The sequence below is a fragment of the Streptomyces sp. NPDC001515 genome, assembly GCF_053597115.1.
In genome coordinates this window covers 163,916-180,412 of the sequence record NZ_JBSFHN010000018.1, presented here as the reverse complement: position 1 = coordinate 180,412, position 16,497 = coordinate 163,916, and the positions used below count along the sequence as shown (strand labels likewise).

Annotated in this window: 12 protein-coding genes; 3 read left to right on the top strand and 9 right to left on the bottom strand. The window is 71.6% G+C overall.

The features are described 5' to 3' along the window. Positions 1-389: 389 nt before the first annotated feature. The 3 genes from ACWCXC_RS20725 to thyX all read right to left on the bottom strand — a co-directional run bounded on the left by ACWCXC_RS20725 (position 390) and on the right by thyX (position 3,994). Positions 390-2,075, bottom strand: a complete 1,686-nt coding sequence (locus tag ACWCXC_RS20725) for a ribonuclease J (RefSeq protein WP_450686038.1) — start codon at positions 2,073-2,075, stop codon at positions 390-392. Positions 2,076-2,204: 129 nt separating this feature from the next. Further along, on the bottom strand, positions 2,205-3,104 hold the full coding sequence (gene dapA, locus ACWCXC_RS20720) for a 4-hydroxy-tetrahydrodipicolinate synthase (protein ID WP_383643982.1): 900 nt from the start codon (positions 3,102-3,104) through the stop codon (positions 2,205-2,207). A 152-nt stretch (positions 3,105-3,256) separates the two neighbouring features. After that, positions 3,257-3,994 carry an FAD-dependent thymidylate synthase gene (thyX, locus tag ACWCXC_RS20715; RefSeq protein ID WP_450686039.1) on the bottom strand — a complete coding sequence of 246 codons (738 nt, stop codon included), beginning with the start codon at positions 3,992-3,994 and terminating at the stop codon, positions 3,257-3,259. A gap of 186 nt (positions 3,995-4,180) precedes the next feature. Between thyX and ACWCXC_RS20710 the strand changes: the two genes are divergently transcribed. After that, positions 4,181-4,420 carry a hypothetical protein gene (locus tag ACWCXC_RS20710; protein ID WP_450686040.1) on the top strand — a complete coding sequence of 80 codons (240 nt, stop codon included), beginning with the start codon at positions 4,181-4,183 and terminating at the stop codon, positions 4,418-4,420. A 94-nt stretch (positions 4,421-4,514) separates the two neighbouring features. Further along, positions 4,515-5,066: a hypothetical protein gene (locus ACWCXC_RS20705; protein ID WP_450686041.1), complete on the top strand. Its 552-nt coding sequence runs from the start codon at positions 4,515-4,517 to the stop codon at positions 5,064-5,066. 81 nt (positions 5,067-5,147) lie between these two features. Here the strand turns inward: ACWCXC_RS20705 and ACWCXC_RS20700 are convergent, their stop codons facing one another. The 6 genes from ACWCXC_RS20700 to eccD all read right to left on the bottom strand — a co-directional run bounded on the left by ACWCXC_RS20700 (position 5,148) and on the right by eccD (position 12,251). After that, positions 5,148-5,624: a hypothetical protein gene (locus ACWCXC_RS20700; protein ID WP_450680663.1), complete on the bottom strand. Its 477-nt coding sequence runs from the start codon at positions 5,622-5,624 to the stop codon at positions 5,148-5,150. 12 nt (positions 5,625-5,636) lie between these two features. Then, positions 5,637-6,389, bottom strand: coding sequence for a 4-hydroxy-tetrahydrodipicolinate reductase (gene dapB / locus ACWCXC_RS20695; RefSeq protein WP_450890151.1), 753 nt, complete (start codon positions 6,387-6,389; stop codon positions 5,637-5,639). A gap of 46 nt (positions 6,390-6,435) precedes the next feature. Beyond that, positions 6,436-7,815, bottom strand: a complete 1,380-nt coding sequence (locus tag ACWCXC_RS20690) for a M16 family metallopeptidase (RefSeq protein ID WP_450680665.1) — start codon at positions 7,813-7,815, stop codon at positions 6,436-6,438. Beyond that, positions 7,812-10,025: a polyribonucleotide nucleotidyltransferase gene (locus ACWCXC_RS20685; RefSeq protein WP_450680666.1), complete on the bottom strand. Its 2,214-nt coding sequence runs from the start codon at positions 10,023-10,025 to the stop codon at positions 7,812-7,814. The genes ACWCXC_RS20690 and ACWCXC_RS20685 overlap by 4 nt, the downstream gene beginning before the upstream one ends. A gap of 270 nt (positions 10,026-10,295) precedes the next feature. After that, the gene (gene rpsO, locus ACWCXC_RS20680; protein WP_018551846.1) at positions 10,296-10,586 is read right to left on the bottom strand and encodes a 30S ribosomal protein S15; all 291 of its coding nucleotides are present in this window, start codon (positions 10,584-10,586) and stop codon (positions 10,296-10,298) included. 177 nt (positions 10,587-10,763) lie between these two features. Further along, positions 10,764-12,251 (bottom strand): type VII secretion integral membrane protein EccD, encoded by a 1,488-nt coding sequence (gene eccD / locus ACWCXC_RS20675; protein ID WP_450890150.1) that lies wholly within the window; start codon positions 12,249-12,251, stop codon positions 10,764-10,766. A gap of 181 nt (positions 12,252-12,432) precedes the next feature. Between eccD and eccCa the strand changes: the two genes are divergently transcribed. Next, positions 12,433-16,374, top strand: coding sequence for a type VII secretion protein EccCa (eccCa, locus tag ACWCXC_RS20670; protein ID WP_450890149.1), 3,942 nt, complete (start codon positions 12,433-12,435; stop codon positions 16,372-16,374). The last annotated feature ends 123 nt before the right edge of the window (positions 16,375-16,497 follow it).

The following is a 16,497-nucleotide window of genomic DNA, read 5'->3' as shown; positions in this document are numbered from 1 at the left end:
CGGGGTATCAACATATCTGGCGTTGACTTTTGGCACGCTGTTGAGTTCTCAAGGAACGGACGCTTCCTTTGTACTCACCCCTGCGGGCTTTCCTCCGGGCGCTTCCCTTCGGTCTTGCGTTTCCGACTCTATCAGACTCTTTCGTGTCCGATTCCCGGTCGAAGCGGGTCAAGCGTTTTTCGCTTTCCAGTTCTTCGCTTTCGCGTTTCCCTTTCCGGCGGAACCGACTTTATCAGAAGTTCTGAGTCGGTATTTCCACCTCTCCGCGGGGCTCGCAGCACACACGTGTGCGCCGGGCTTCCCGTTGAGGCGGAGACGTAAACGTACTGGAGCGGGGCGCCCCGATGCAAATCGGGGGCCCCGCTCCGGAGTTCGCGCCGGTCGGGAGGTCAGACCTCGACGACGACGGGGAGGATCATCGGGCGCCGGCGGTAGGTGTCGGAGACCCACTTGCCCACCGTGCGGCGCACCAACTGCTGGAGCTGGTGCGGCTCCACGACTCCGTCCTGGGCGGACTTGTCGAGCGCGTCCTGGATCTTCGGCGCGACGGCGACGAACGCCGAGTCCTCGATCCCGGAGCCGCGCGCCTGGATGTGCGGGCCGCCGACGATCTTGCCCGAGGTGCTGTCGACGACGATGAAGACGGAGATGATGCCTTCGTCGCCGAGGATGCGGCGGTCCTTGAGGGAGGTCTCGGTGACATCGCCGACCGAGAGCCCGTCCACATACACATAACCGGCCTGGACCTTGCCGACGATCTTGGCCTTGCCGTCGATCAGGTCGACGACGACGCCGTCCTCGGCGATGACGATGTGGTCCTTGGGAACACCCGTGAGCGCTCCCAGTTCCGCGTTGGCGCGCAGATGGCGCCACTCGCCGTGCACCGGCATCAGGTTCCTGGGCCGGCAGATGTTGTAGAAGTACAGCAGCTCGCCGGCCGAGGCGTGGCCCGAGACGTGGACCTTGGCGTTGCCCTTGTGAACGACGTGGGCGCCCCAGCGGGTGAGCCCGTTGATCACGCGGTAGACCGCGTTCTCGTTGCCGGGGATCAGCGACGACGCCAGGATCACCGTGTCGCCCTGGACGATACGGATCTGGTGATCGCGGTTCGCCATCCGGGACAGGGCCGCCATCGGCTCGCCCTGCGAGCCCGTACAGACGAGCACGACCTCGTCGTCCGGCAGGTCGTCGAGGGTCTTGACGTCGACGACGAGTCCCGCCGGAACCCTCAGATAGCCCAGATCACGGGCGATGCCCATGTTGCGGACCATCGAGCGGCCGACGAAGGCGACCCGGCGGCCGTACTCGTGAGCCGTGTCCAGGATCTGCTGGATGCGGTGGACGTGGCTGGCGAAGCTCGCCACGATGATGCGCTTCTGCGCATTGGCGAACACATTGCGCAGGACGTTCTGGATGTCCCGCTCGGGCGGGACGAAGCCCGGGACCTCCGCGTTCGTCGAGTCGGAGAGCAGCAGGTCGATGCCCTCCTCGCTCAGCCGGGCGAACGCGTGCAGGTCCGTGAGGCGACCGTCCAGCGGGAGCTGGTCCATCTTGAAGTCGCCAGTGGCGACGGCCATGCCCGCCGGGGTGCGGATGGCGACCGCGAGCGCGTCCGGGATGGAGTGGTTGACCGCGATGAACTCGCAGTCGAAGACGCCGATGCGCTCGCGGCGGCCCTCCGCCACCTCGAGGGTGTAGGGCCGGATGCGGTGCTCCTGGAGCTTGGCCTCGATGAGCGCGAGGGTCAGCTTGGAGCCGATGAGCGGGATGTCCGGCTTCAGGCGCAGCAGGAACGGGACGCCACCGATGTGGTCCTCGTGGCCGTGCGTGAGGACGATGCCCTCGATGTCGTCGAGGCGGTCCCGGATGGTGGTGAAGTCCGGAAGGATCAGGTCGATGCCCGGCTGCTCCTCCTCGGGGAAGAGGACGCCGCAGTCGACGATGAGCAGGCGTCCGCCGTACTCGAAGACCGTCATGTTGCGGCCGATCTCGCCGAGGCCGCCGAGGGGGGTGACCCGCAGGGCTCCCTTCGGAAGCTTCGGCGGGGTACCGAGTTCAGGGTGCGGATGACTCAAAAGACTCTCCTTACCACGCGCGCCACGTACCGCTTGGGCACGTGGCGCGCATGTCATTCGTGCACTTGCTGTTGTCTTGGGTACTGCTCCGTTGCGAGTTCTTCGCGTATTCAGTTGTGAAGTCCGTGGTTACAGCTGTACCCCACCGGCGGCCAGGTCGATCTTGAGCTGTGCCGTTTCCTGTGCGGTGAGTTCCACCAGGGGGAGGCGCAGGGGGCCCGCCGGGAGGCCCTGGAGGGTGAGGGCGGCCTTGGTGGTGATCACGCCCTGGGTGCGGAACATGCCGGTGAAGACCGGCAGCAGCTTCTGGTGGATCTCGGTGGCCTTCTGGACGTCGCCGCCGAGGTGCGCCTCGACGAGGGCGCGCAGATCGGGGGTGACGACATGGCCGACGACGGAGACGAGGCCGACCGCGCCGACCGAGAGGAGCGGCAGGTTGAGCATGTCGTCGCCCGAATACCAGGCGAGACCCGACTGCGCGATGGCCCAGCTGGCGCGGCCGAGGTCGCCCTTGGCGTCCTTGTTGGCCACGATGCGGGGGTGCTCGGCGAGCCGGACGATCGTCTCGGTGTCGATCGGGACACCGCTGCGGCCGGGGATGTCGTACAGCATCACCGGCAGGCCGGTGGAGTCGGCGATCGCCGTGAAGTGCCGCAGCAGGCCCTCCTGGGGCGGCTTGTTGTAGTACGGGGTGACGGCGAGGAGGCCGTGGGCGCCGATGCGCTCGGCGGTGCGGGCCAGCTCGACGCTGTGGCGGGTGTCGTTGGTGCCGATGCCGGCGACGATGTGCGCGCGGTCCCCCACCGCCTCCAGCACCGCCCGTACGAGCTGCTCTTTCTCCGCGTCGCTGGTGGTCGGGGACTCGCCGGTGGTGCCGTTGATGATCAGGCCGTCGTTGCCTGCGTCCACCAGATGGGTGGCGAGCCGCTGGGCGCCGTCGAGGTCGAGAGCGCCGTCCGCCGTGAAGGGCGAGACCATAGCGGTGAGGACCCGCCCGAAGGGGGTCTGCGGAGTGGAGATCGGAGCCATGGGTAACACGCTACTCGTTGCTCGATGCGCGGCGCCCCCTCGGGGGGACAAGCAAGAGGAGCCCGGCACTGCCTGCTCGGGGGTTCAAGCAGTGCCGGGTCCGTTTGATCAGCCTAGATGAACTTCTCGAAACGCCGCAATACGGACACCGCTTACGGGGCCACGCGTCCGTTTTTGTTGAAGGCTGCATGGGTGAGCGGCATGAGCCGCGCCCAGTGGGCCTCCATCCGCTCGCCGACCATCTCGATCTCGCGCTGCGGGAACGACGGCACCGTCGCCAGCTCGTGCTGGGTGCGCAGGCCGAGGAAGTGCATCAGCGAGCGGGCGTTGCACGTGGCGTACATCGAGGAGAAGAGACCGACCGGGAGCACCGCGCGGGCCACCTCGCGGGCCACGCCGGCGGCCAGCATCTCCTGGTATGCCTCGTACGACCGGCGGTAGGAGTCCTCCATCGCCTTGCTGGTGAGCGCGTGCTGCTCCGCGGTGCCCTCGACGAACTCGTACTTGCCGGGGCGGCCCTGCTGGACGAGCTTGCGGGACTCCCCCGGGACGTAGAAGACGGGCTGGAGCTCCCGGTAGCGGCCCGATTCCTCGTTGTACGACCAGCCCACGCGGTGCCGCATGAACTCGCGGAAAACGAAGATCGGGGCGCTGATGAAGAAGGTCATCGAGTTGTGCTCGAACGGGCTGCCGTGCCTGTCCCGCATCAGATAGTTGATGAGCCCCTTGGAGCGCTCAGGGTCCTTGGTGATCTCTTCGAGGGACTGCTCACCGGCCGTGGACACACGGGCGGCGAACAGCACGTCGGCGTCGCCTGCGGCGGATTTCACCAGCTCGACGGTCACATCACTGCGGAAACTGGGCTGTGCGGATGCGGGGGTCTCGGTCACCGGCGGGGTCCTTCCAATGGCGTCGCTCGGGCGGCGCCCACTCTACGGGCCACCACTGACAACGCCGTCCGCACCACCCGCCCCGGGATTTCTTCGGCCAATCCATCACATCCGGGCACCGATCGGGCCCCCCGTGCGTCTGACTGGGTAGTAACGCCCGAAACAACGTTCCAGGAGAGTCACCCCATGTTCCGCCGGCGGGAGTCCGTCCCGTTCTCGTTCGTCGCCGAGGCCGACCGCTTCCGCAGTAACGTCACTCCGCCCCCGCGCCAGCGGGCCACCGTCTCCGAGAAGGCGGGCCGGGCCCTGATCGGTCTCGCCGTGGTCGCCGGACTCGTCGGATCGCTGCTGGTCGGGCTGCCGGCCCTCTCGCCGGAGCAGTCGCCGCAGCACGTGCAGCGGACCGAGGCCGGGCACGGTCGCTGACTCGTACGGCCCCCCTCGGGTGGTCCGGCCGGTAGCCTCCTCGGTAGCCTCACCGGGCACAGCAATCGAGCGTGCTTGTGAGTGAGGATCAGTCGTGCCCCTGCCCTTCCTGACGGCCGACCGCGCGTTTGACGCGAGCGCCGAGGACGCCGCGCTGCCGTTCGACGACCACGACAGCTGGCGACGCCCCTACCGTCTCGGCCCGTGGCGGGTCGCGGCGGCGGCCGTCCTGCTGCTGCTCGCCTCGTTCGTCCTGTTCGCCGCGATGATCACGGCCTTCGCCGGGGCGGTGCCCGGGGCGGGAGCGTGCCTCGCGCTCGCCCTCGCGGTGATCATCTGCGCGCTGCGGATGCTGCGGATGGGCGCGTGGGTGAGCCGGCACGGGGTGCGCCGGGTCGGGTTCTTCACGACCACGACGGTGCCGTGGAACCGGGCCACCGCCGTGCGCACCGTGCAGCAGCCCGTGAAGTGGCTGGGCTTCCCCCGTACCGTGCAGGGCCAGGCCCTGATCGTCGTGCGCAAGGGCGGGGACGCGGTGCCGCCGCTGCTCACCGACTCCAACGCGGACTTCCTCGCGCGGGGCGAGGCCTTCGACCGGGCCGCGGACACGATCGAGGCCTGGGGCGAGGAGTACCGGCGCCCCTGAGCCCGCCGGGCCCCGGAGAACGACGAAGGACGGCCGCCCGGCCGCGGGATTCCCGCGGCCGGGCGGCCGTCCTTCGTGTGCTCAGGCCCCGGACGGCGTGGAACGCGCCGGGGAGGCCGCCGCGCCCGCGTGCAGGGCGATGGCCCGCTGCATGGCCTTGCGGGCCCTGGGGGTGTCCCGGGCGTCCTGGTAGGCGACGGCGAGGCGGAACCAGCACCGCCAGTCGTCCGGCGCGTCCTCGGCCTCCTCCTTGCGGCGGACGAACGCCGCGTCGGCGGAGTCCCGGTCGATCCGGCCGCTCGGGGTGCGCGCCAGGTCGTCGACCGGCAGGCCGCCCTCGGCGTCCAGCTCGGCGGCCAGGGCGTTGGCCCGCCGGACGAACTGCGTGTTCTTCCAGAGGAACCAGAGGCCGATCACCGGAAGGATCAGCACGGCGACCCCGAAGGGCACCGTGATCAGGGTGCCGTGCTCGATGAGCAGCACCCCGCGGCTGCCGACCAGGACGAAGTAGAAGACCAGGACGGCGGCCGTGACGATGTACGTGATCTTTGCGCGCATGGCGGGGCTCAGTCAGTTCAGGTCGAGGAAGTGTTCCAGGCCGAAGGTGAGGCCCGGAGTGGTCACCACGCGGCGCGCGCCGAGCAGGATGCCCGGCATGAAGCTGCTGTGGTGCAGGGAGTCGTGCCGGATGGTGAGGGTCTCGCCCTCGCCGCCGAGGAGCACCTCCTGGTGGGCCAGCAGGCCGCGCAGGCGTACGGAGTGGACGGGGATGCCGTCGACGTCCGCGCCGCGTGCCCCGTCCAGCGCCGTGGCAGTGGCGTCCGGCGCGGGGGCGCAGCCGGCCTCGGCGCGGGCCTCGGCGATCAGCTGGGCGGTGCGCGCGGCGGTGCCGGAGGGGGCGTCGGCCTTGTTCGGATGGTGCAGCTCGATGACCTCGACGGATTCGAAGTAGCGGGCGGCCTGCTGCGCGAACTTCATGGTGAGGACCGCGCCGATGGAGAAGTTCGGCGCGATGAGCACGCCGGTGCCGGGCGAGCCGGAGAGCCAGGTGTGCAGCTGCGCGAGGCATTCGTCGGTCCAGCCGGTGGTGCCGACCACGGAATGGATGCCGTGGCGGGTGCAGAACTCGAGGTTCTCCATCACCGAGGAGGGGGTGGTCAGCTCGACGGCGACCTGGGCGCCGGTGTCCTTCAGGACGTCCAGCGAGTCGCCGCGGCCGAGGGCGGCCACCAGCTCCATGTCGTCGGCGGCCTCGACCGCTCGTACCGCTTCGGAACCGATGCGGCCCCGGGCGCCGAGAACGGCCACGCGCAGCTTGCTCATGCTTGCTTCTTTCGGGTGACGGGTGAGGGGTGACGGAAGACGGTGCCTAGGCGACCGACTCGTGCAGGCGGTCGGCCTGCTTGTCCTTGAGCGGGCCGATGACGGAGAGCGAGGGGCGGTGTCCGAGGACCTCGCCCGCCACCGAGCGGACGTCGTCGGGGGTCACCCGCGCGATGCGGGCCAGCATGTCGTCGACGGACATCTGCTCGCCCCAGCACAGCTCGCTCTTGCCGATGCGGTTCATCAGCGCGCCGGTGTCCTCCAGGCCGAGGACGGTGGAGCCGGAGAGCTGGCCGACGGCGCGGCGGATCTCCTCGTCGCTCAGCCCCTCGGAGGCCACCCGGTCCAGTTCGTCGCGGCAGATCTTCAGGACGTCGTGGACCTGGCTGGGCCGGCAGCCCGCGTACACGCCGAAGAGCCCGCAGTCGGCGAAGCCCGAGGTGTACGAGTAGACGCTGTAGGCGAGGCCGCGCTTCTCCCGTACCTCCTGGAAGAGGCGGGAGCTCATGCCGCCGCCGAGGGCGGTGTTGAGGACGCCGAGCGCCCAGCGGCGCTCGTCGGTGCGGGCGAGGCCGGGCATGCCGAGGACGACATGGGCCTGCTCGGTCTTGCGGCCGAGCACCTCGACGCGGCCGGCGGTGCGCAGGGCGCGGGTGCCCCGGCGCGGTTCCATGGGCACCGCGTCGGTGCGGGCGAGTGCCCCGGCCCGGTCGAACGCCTTGCGGACCTGGCGGACGACGGTGGCGTGGTCGACGTTGCCCGCGGCGGCGACGACCAGATGCGTGGGGTCGTAGTGCTTCTTGTAGAAGCGGGCGATCTGGCCCCGGTTCAGGGCGTTGATCGTGTCGACGGTGCCGAGGACGGGGCGGCCGAGCGGGGTGTCGCCGAGCATGGTGTGCGCGAACAGGTCGTGCACGCAGTCGCCGGGGTCGTCCTCCGTCATGGCGATCTCCTCCAGGATGACGCCGCGCTCGGCGTCGACGTCCTCGGAGGCGATCAGGGAGCCGGTCAGCATGTCGCAGACGACGTCGATGGCCAGCGGCAGGTCCGTGTCGAGGACCCGCGCGTAGTAGCAGGTGTACTCCTTCGCCGTGAAGGCGTTCATCTCGCCGCCGACCGCGTCGATCGCGGCGGAGATGTCGAGGGCGGTGCGCCGGGCGGTGCCCTTGAAGAGGAGGTGTTCGAGGTAGTGCGTCGCGCCGTTCAGCGTCGGGGTCTCGTCGCGCGAGCCGACGTTGGCCCAGATGCCGAAGGTGGCGGAGCGTACGGAGGGCAGGGTCTCGGTGACGACGCGCAGGCCGCCGGGGAGGACCGTGCGGCGGACCGTGCCGATGCCGTTGCTGCCCTTGAGAAGCGTTTGGGTACGGGCGACGGCCCGCCCCCCGGAGGAGGGGCGGGCCGTCGTCGCGGAACTACGGGACGTCACTTGGCGGCGTCGTCCTTCTTCTCGTCGTCTTCGCCCTCGATGACGGGGATGAGCGAGAGCTTGCCGCGGGAGTCGATCTCGGCGATCTCGACCTGGACCTTGGCACCGACACCGAGCACGTCCTCGACGTTCTCCACGCGCTTGCCGCCGGCGAGCTTGCGGATCTGCGAGATGTGCAGCAGGCCGTCCTTGCCGGGCATCAGGGAGACGAACGCACCGAAGGTGGTGGTCTTGACGACCGTGCCCAGGTAGCGCTCGCCGACCTCCGGCATGGTCGGGTTGGCGATCGCGTTGATCGTGGCGCGGGCGGCCTCGGCCTGCGAGCCCTGCTGGGCACCGATGTAGATGGTGCCGTCGTCCTCGATCGTGATGTCGGCGCCGGTGTCCTCCTGGATCTGGTTGATCATCTTGCCCTTGGGGCCGATGACCTCACCGATCTTGTCCACCGGGATCTTGACGGTGATGATCCGCGGGGCGTTCGGGGACATCTCGTCCGGGACGTCGATGGCCTCGTTCATCACGTCGAGGATGTGGAGGCGGGCGTCGCGGGCCTGCTTCAGCGCGGCGGCCAGGACCGAGGCGGGGATGCCGTCGAGCTTGGTGTCGAGCTGGAGCGCGGTGACGAACTGCTTCGTACCGGCGACCTTGAAGTCCATGTCGCCGAACGCGTCCTCGGCACCGAGGATGTCGGTCAGGGCGACGTAGTGCGTCTTGCCGTCGATCTCCTGGGAGATCAGGCCCATGGCGATACCGGCGACGGCGGCCTTGAGGGGCACACCGGCGTTCAGCAGCGACATGGTGGAGGCGCAGACCGAGCCCATGGACGTCGAGCCGTTGGAGCCCAGCGCCTCGGAGACCTGGCGGATCGCGTAGGGGAACTCCTCGCGCGACGGCAGCACCGGCACGATGGCGCGCTCGGCGAGCGCGCCGTGGCCGATCTCGCGGCGCTTGGGCGAGCCCACGCGGCCGGTCTCACCGACGGAGTACGGCGGGAAGTTGTAGTTGTGCATGTAGCGCTTGCGGGTCACCGGGGAGAGGGTGTCCAGCTGCTGCTCCATGCGGAGCATGTTGAGGGTGGTGACGCCCAGGATCTGGGTCTCGCCGCGCTCGAAGAGCGCCGAGCCGTGCACGCGCGGGATGGCCTCGACCTCGGCGGCGAGCGTACGGATGTCCGTGACGCCGCGGCCGTCGATGCGGACCTTGTCCTTGATGACGCGCTCGCGGACCAGCTTCTTGGTCAGCGCGCGGTAGGCACCGGAGATCTCCTTCTCGCGGCCCTCGAACTCCGGGAGGAGCTTCTCGCCCGCGATCTCCTTGATGCGGTCCAGCTCGGCCTCGCGCTCCTGCTTGCCGGCGATGGTGAGCGCCTTGGCCAGCTCGGTGCTGACGGCCTTGGTGAGGGCCTCCAGGACGTCGTCCTGGTAGTCCAGGAAGACGGGGAACTCACCGGTGGGCTTGGCGGCCTTGGCGGCGAGGTCGGACTGGGCCTTGCAGAGCACCTTGATGAAGGGCTTCGCGGCTTCCAGACCGGCGGCGACGACCTCTTCGGTCGGGGCCTCGGCGCCGTCCTTGACGAGCTCGATGGTCTTCTCGGTGGCCTCGGCCTCGACCATCATGATCGCGACGTCGCCGTCCTCCAGGACACGGCCGGCGACGACCATGTCGAAGACGGCGTCCTCCAGCTCGGTGTGGGTCGGGAAGGCGACCCACTGGCCCTTGATCAGCGCGACGCGGGTGCCGCCGATCGGGCCGGAGAAGGGCAGGCCGGCGAGCTGCGTGGAGCAGGACGCGGCGTTGATCGCGATCACGTCGTACAGGTGATCGGGGTTGAGCGCCATGACCGTCTCGACGATCTGGATCTCGTTGCGCAGGCCCTTGGCGAAGGACGGGCGCAGCGGGCGGTCGATCAGGCGGCAGGTGAGGATCGCGTCCTCGGAGGGGCGGCCCTCGCGGCGGAAGAAGGAGCCGGGGATCTTGCCTGCGGCGTACTGCCGCTCCTCGACGTCCACCGTGAGGGGGAAGAAGTCGAGCTGGTCCTTGGGCCGCTTGGAAGCGGTGGTGGCCGACAGCACCATGGTGTCGTCGTCCAGGTACGCGACGGCGGAGCCGGCGGCCTGCTTGGCCAGGCGGCCCGTCTCGAAGCGGATGGTGCGGGTGCCGAAGGTCCCGTTGTCGATAACGGCCTCGGCGTAGTGGGTCTCGTTCTCCACTAGTGATTTCTCCATACTCGTCGTCTTTCGCCCCGGCGCCCGTGTGGCGCGGGGCGGTGCGGAGAAGCGCACCCTGGGTGCGGGGCCGGTCTTCGATCGAAGCTCCCGGGCATGGTCCCGGGGGCCACTACCGAGGACCGGCGGCGGCGACGGCGCGCCTCTCCTCGTGCGTTGTCGTACGTCCAGGTTACTGAGGTTGTCCCCGGTCGCGCACGTACGGCAAAGGGAGCGGCCCCCTGGATGTGGGAACCGCTCCCTTTCACAGCGTCCTTACTTGGCGCCGCCGGCCGCACCGCGGCGGATGCCGAGGCGGTCGACGAGCGCACGGAAGCGCTGGATGTCCTTCTTGGCCAGGTACTGCAGGAGGCGGCGACGCTGGCCGACCAGGATCAGCAGACCACGACGGGAGTGGTGGTCGTGCTTGTGCGTCTTGAGGTGCTCCGTCAGGTCCGAGATGCGGCGCGAGAGCATGGCGACCTGAACCTCGGGGGAACCGGTGTCGCCCTCCTTCTGCGCGAACTCGGTCATGATCTGCTTCTTCGTAGCGGCGTCGAGCGGCACGCGGTACTCCTCTTGGTGTTCGAAGCGCCCACGAGTGCCCCTGGTCTTGGTCTCAGGGGGGCTCGGGTGACTCGGGGACGAAGGTCCGATGAGCGCAGTTCCCAGAAACGACCGGGAACGCGTACACAAACGGCCACAGCCAGACTACCAGTCGTTCGCAGCCCGCCCCGACGGGGTTCAGCCGGTGAGGTCCCGGGCGCGCGCGTACACGTCGAGGACGGCCAGGCAGAGCGGGACCAGGGAGAGCAGCAGCACGCTCTCGGCGAGGTCCAGGACCCGGCCCCAGAACGGGGAGAGCCCGGTGCGCGGGACGATCAGTCCGACGGCCGTGAGCAGGACGGCTCCGGCGGCGAGGGCCGCGCAGATCCCGAGGGTACGCAGATCGAGGTCGCCGCGTTCGCCGTAGCGGGTGAGCCCCGTCACCAGGTCCTCGGGCGGGTTCAGCGCCAGGCCGAGGACGAGGGCGGCGAGCGCGACAACACCGGCGGCCAGGACGCAGACCACCTGGGAGGTGTAGCGGAAGAGCCGCGCCCTCAGGAGCAGGGCGAGACCGGTGGCCAGGGCGAGGAGCAGGCCCCAGGGGGAGCCGGAGAAGCCCAGGACGGCGGACGACGCGACGGCCAGGGCGGCGCAGCCGCCGACGAGGCCGAGGAGCAGTTCGTGGCCGCGCCGGGCGCGTTCGGCGACGGTCCGGGCGTCGACGGGGACCGCGCTTACCGGATCGTCCGGGCCGGTGAGCGGGTCGGTGAGGGGGTCGGTGCGGCCGGCGGAGGGGGTGCGCGGCGGGGCGGGGTCGATGGGGAGCCGGGCGAAGCGGGCGGAGAGGCCGGGGAGGAAGGCGATCAGGCCGATGGCGGTGGGGGCGCAGACGGCGGCGGCCGACGCGGCGGTGGACCCGGTGAGGATCGCGGCGAAGGCGGCCAGGGTGCCCGCGGTGGAGAGCAGGGCGGCGGCGACGAACGGGGCGTCCCCGCCGGGGGCGAGAGCGACCAGCACCACGGACGCGACCAGGACGGCGACGCAGCCGAGCAGGAGCTGGAGGCGGCCGGGGCCCTGTCCGGGGTCGGGGCCGATGACGCCGGAGCCGGCGAGGAGCAGCAGGGGCAGCGCGCCGAGGCCGAGGGCGACGGCGGTGAGCCGGTCCGCGTAGACCCGGGCGCGGACCGCGGCGAAGGCGGTGAAGAGCGTTCCGGCGGTCGCGGCGGCGACGGCGGGCAGTCCGTGCGTGTCGTGGCGGACCGGGTCGGCGTACCAGAGGACGACGGTCATCAGCAGGAGCAGCAGGGCGGCGCCCGCCGCTCCGGCGCCGCGCAGCAGTTCGTCGCTCCACAGGTGGCGGTCGCGGCCGACGGCCGAGGCGACGGCGTCGGAGACGTCGTCGAAGACGGCGGGCGGCAGCGAGGCGGCGAAGGGCCGGAAGGTGAGGATCTCGCCGTCCAGGACCTGTTGCTCGGCGAGGGTGCGGGCGCCGTCGAGGACGGTGCCGTCCCGGCGGACGAGGTGGTAGCCCGTGGGGGTGGCGACGGCCTGGGTGCGGCCGGTGAGGCGCAGTATCTCCGGGCAGACGTCGGCGACGGCGAGGTCCTCCGGCAGGGCGACGTCGATCCTGCTGTCGGGCGCCACGACTGTGACGCGGCAGAAGCCGCTCCCCGCGGTCGTACTCACCTGTCTGATCCCCCTGCGGTCCGCTTCGGCGGTTGCCGCGCGCCACCCTACCGGGAGGGTCCGGCCAGTAGGATCACGGTCGCGCGGAGGCCGGTTCATGGGGCGGCGGCAGCCACGGGGGCGCCGGTGCGGGTCCGCCCCGGCCCTCCGGCGCACGGGCACGGATGGGGTGGTTGGACCGGTGGGCCAGATCGTCGTGAAGCGTCCGCCGAGGGCCCTGCCGCCCCGGCTCCCGGCGGAGCCCCTGGAGCTGAAGGCCCCTCCGGTGCTGGCGCGGGGTCAGCGGGAGGGGCTGTTGCTCCAGTTGCTTCCGGTGCTCGGCATGGGTGCGTCGGTGGTCTTCTTCTTCTCGCCGCAGGCTCCGCCGTTCATGCGGATCATGGGCGTGCTGATGCTGGTGTCGACGGCCGGGCTGGCGGCGGCGCAGGTCGTCCGGTTCCGGCGGGGCGCGCAGGGGCACCTGGCCGAGGCGCGGCGCGACTATCTCGCCCATCTCGCGCGCGCCCGGCGCGAGGTGCGGCGTACGGCGCGTGCCCAGCGCGACGCGCAGTGGTATCTGCATCCGGCGCCCGACCAGTTGTGGTCGGTGGTGGCCGAGGGGACCCGGGTGTGGGAACGGCGGGCCGGGGACGCGGACTTCGGGCTGGTGCGGGTCGGGCTCGGGCCGCAGCCGCTGGCGACGCCGCTGTCGGTGCCGGAGCCCGGCCCCGCGGACGATCCCGAGCCGGTGTGCGCGGGGGCGCTGCGCCGGTTCGCGGCGGTGCACGGCACGCAGGAGGGGTTGCCGGTGGTGTTCCCGGTGCGGGAGGTGCACCGGGTGGCGTTCGCGGGGCCGGTGGAGCAGGCGCGTTCGGTGGTGCGGGCGGTGGTGGCGCAACTGGTGACGGCGCACGCGCCGGACGATCTGGTGGTCGGGGTGGTGGCGGCGCCGGGTGCGGTGGAGCACTGGGACTGGACGAAGTGGCTGCCGCACGCGCAGGCGCCGGGGCCGGGTGACGGGGCGGGGACGCGGCGGTTGTTCGGGGCGGACACGGCGGCGCTGGAGGAGTTGCTGGCGGGGCGGCTGGAGGGGCGGCCCCGGTTCGGCCGGGACACCGGACAGGCGCCGGAGCAGCCGCATGTCGTGGTGGTGGTGGACGGCGGGCGGGCGGCGCCGGATTCGCCGCTGGGGGCTCCGGAGGGGCTTCAGGGGGTGACGGTCCTGGAGGTGGTGCGGGGGGAACCGGTGCCGGTCCGGGGCGGACTGACCGTGCGCGTCGGTCCGGGGCTGCTGCGGCTGGAGCCGGTCGCGGGCCCCGTGGTCGCGGGGGTGCCGGACGGTCTGTCGCCGGTGGCGGCCGAGGCGCTGGCCCGGCAGCTGGCGCCGCTGCGGCTGAGCGGCGGCCGGGAGGGCGAACCGCTCCTGTCCGATCCGGACTTCACGGAGCTGCTGGGTCTGGGGGACGCGGGCGCGGTGGACGTGGCCCGCACGTGGCGGCCGCGTCCGGCCCCGGAGCGGCTGCGGGTGCCGATCGGGGTCGGTGAGGACGGGCTGCCGGTGCTGCTGGACCTCAAGGAGGCGGCGCTGGACGGCATGGGTCCGCACGGGCTGTGCGTGGGGGCGACGGGGGCGGGGAAGTCGGAGCTGTTGCGGACGCTGGTGCTGGGGCTGGCGGTCACGCATCCGTCGGAGACGCTGAACTTCGTTCTCGCGGACTTCAAGGGCGGGGCGACGTTCAGCGGGTTGGCGCGGCTGCCGCACGTGGCCGCCCTCATCACCAATCTGGCCGACGACCTGTCCCTGGTGGACCGGATGGGCGACACGATCCGGGGCGAACTGCGGCGGCGCCAGGAGCTGTTGCGGGCGGCGGGCGACTACTCCGGGATCCACGACTACGAGCGGGCGCGGGCGGCGGGGGCGCCGCTGGAGCCGCTGGCCTCGCTGGTCCTGGTCATCGACGAGTTCTCGGAACTGCTGGCCGCCCGGCCCGACTTCATCGACATGTTCCTCCAGATCGGCAGGATCGGTCGGTCGCTGGGGGTGCATCTGCTGCTGGCCTCGCAGCGGCTGGAGGAGGGCTCGCTGCGCGGCCTGGACACGTACCTCTCGTACCGGATCGGGCTGCGGACCTTCTCGGCGGCGGAGTCGCGGGCGGCGCTGGGGGTGGCGGACGCCTTCCACCTGCCGTCGGTGCCGGGGTCGGGGTATCTCGCCTCCGGTACGCGGGAGATGATCCGCTTCAAGGCGGCGTACGTGTCGGGGGCGTACCGCGCGGCGGGTGCGGCGGAGGCGGGGCCGGTGGCGCGGCGGGCGGCGGTGTTCCGGGCGCTCCCGGTGCCGGTGGCCGAGGCGGAGCCGGGCGCCGCGCCCGTGCCGCCGCCGGGGCGTGCGGAGACCGCGCGCGACACCGTGCTCTCGGTGGTGGTGCGGAGGCTGGAGGGGCAGGGGGTGCCGGCGCACCGGGTGTGGCTGCCGCCGCTGGACCGGCCGGTGGCGCTGGACCAGGTGCTGCCGGGGCTGGCTCCTCAGGAGGGGCGGGGGTTCACCGCCACGGGGTACAGCAGGCCCGGTGGGCTGACGGTTCCGCTGGGGCTGGTGGACAAGCCCTTCGAGCAGCGGCGCGAGGTGCTGTACCAGGACTTCTCGGGGGCGGCGGGTCATCTGCTGGTGGTCGGCGGTCCCCGGTCGGGGAAGTCGACGCTGCTGCGGACGCTGGTGGCGTCGTTCGCGCTGACGCACACGCCCCGGGAGGCGCAGTTCTACGGGCTGGACTTCGGCGGGGAGGGGCTGTCCCCGCTGGCGGGCCTTCCGCACGTGGGGCAGGTCGCCTCGCGGCTGGACCCGGAGCGGGTGCGGCGGACCGTCGCGGAGGTGGCGGGGGTGCTCGGCCGCCGGGAGGAGCTGTTCCGGGACCGGGGCATCGGCTCGATGGCGGCGTACCGGCGCGAGCGGGCGGCGGGGAGGCTGCCGGACGAGGCGTGGGGCGATGTCTTCCTGGTGGTCGACGGCTGGGGCGCGTTCCGTGCCGAGCACGAGCCGCTGGAGCAGGTGATCACGGACATCGCGGCGCGGGGTCTGGGCTACGGGGTGCACGTGGTGCTGTCGGCCGCGCGCTACCCAGACGTCCGGGCGGCGCTGAAGGACCAGCTCCTGGGGCGGCTCGAACTGCGGCTGGCCGACGCCCTGGACTCCGAGTTCGACCGGAAGGTCGCCGCGCGGGTGCCGGCCGGGGTGCCGGGGCGCGGCCAGGTCGCGGAGAAGCTGCACTTCATGGCGGCGCTGCCGGTGGTCGAGGCGGTCCCGGACGGCGCGGATCCGGCCGAGGGCACGGCCGCGCTGGTGGAGCGGGTCCGCGCGCACTGGACGGGCGGAGCGGCTCCCGCCGTACGGCTGCTGCCGCACCGGCTGCCCGCCGAACGGCTGCCGAAGGGCTTCGAGTTCCCCGGCCGGGGCATCGCCCTCGGGGTCGCGGAGTCGGATCTGGAGCCGGTGTTCGTGGACTTCGACAGCGATCCGTTCCTGCTGGTGTTCGGCGAGGGCGAGTCGGGGAAGACCAATCTGCTGCGGCTGGTCGTGAGGCAACTGGCCGAGCGGTACTCCCCCGAGGAGGCGCGGCTCGTCGTCGGCGACTACCGGCGCGGGCTGATGGGGGCGCTGCCGGAGAGCCATCTGCTGGAGTACGCGCCGTCGGCGGACGCGCTGCGCACCCATATGGAAGCGCTGGCCGGGGTGTTCGCGCGGCGCCAGCCCCCGGCGGACGTGACGCCGAGGCAGTTGCGCGAGCGCACCTGGTGGTCGGGGCCGCGGATCTTCGTCGTGGTGGACGACTACGACCTGGTGGCGACGGCGTCGGGCAGTCCGCTGGCACCGCTGGCGGAGTACCTGCCGTTCGCCCGGGACGCCGGGGTGCGCTTCGTCGTCGCGCGGACCTCGGCGGGGGCCTCGCGGGGGCTGTACGAGCCGTTCCTGCAACGGGCCGGGGAGTTGGGGGCGCAGGGGGTGGTGCTCTCCGGCGATCCGGGCGAGGGGGAGCTCGTGGGCGGGGTGCGGGCGCGTCCGATGCCGCCGGGGCGCGGGTACCTCGTCGGCCGGCGCGGCGGTGCCCGGCTGGTGCAGACGGGATGGCTGGCCGAGCGCCCCTGAAGGGTGCGCGGGGGGCGCGCGGGGGAGGCACGGAAGCATACGTACACGCTGCTTCCCGGACGTGTCCAGCGGTGGTGGCGGTGCCTGTACGGTGCCGTGCAGAGCCACGTACGGAGAGGACCC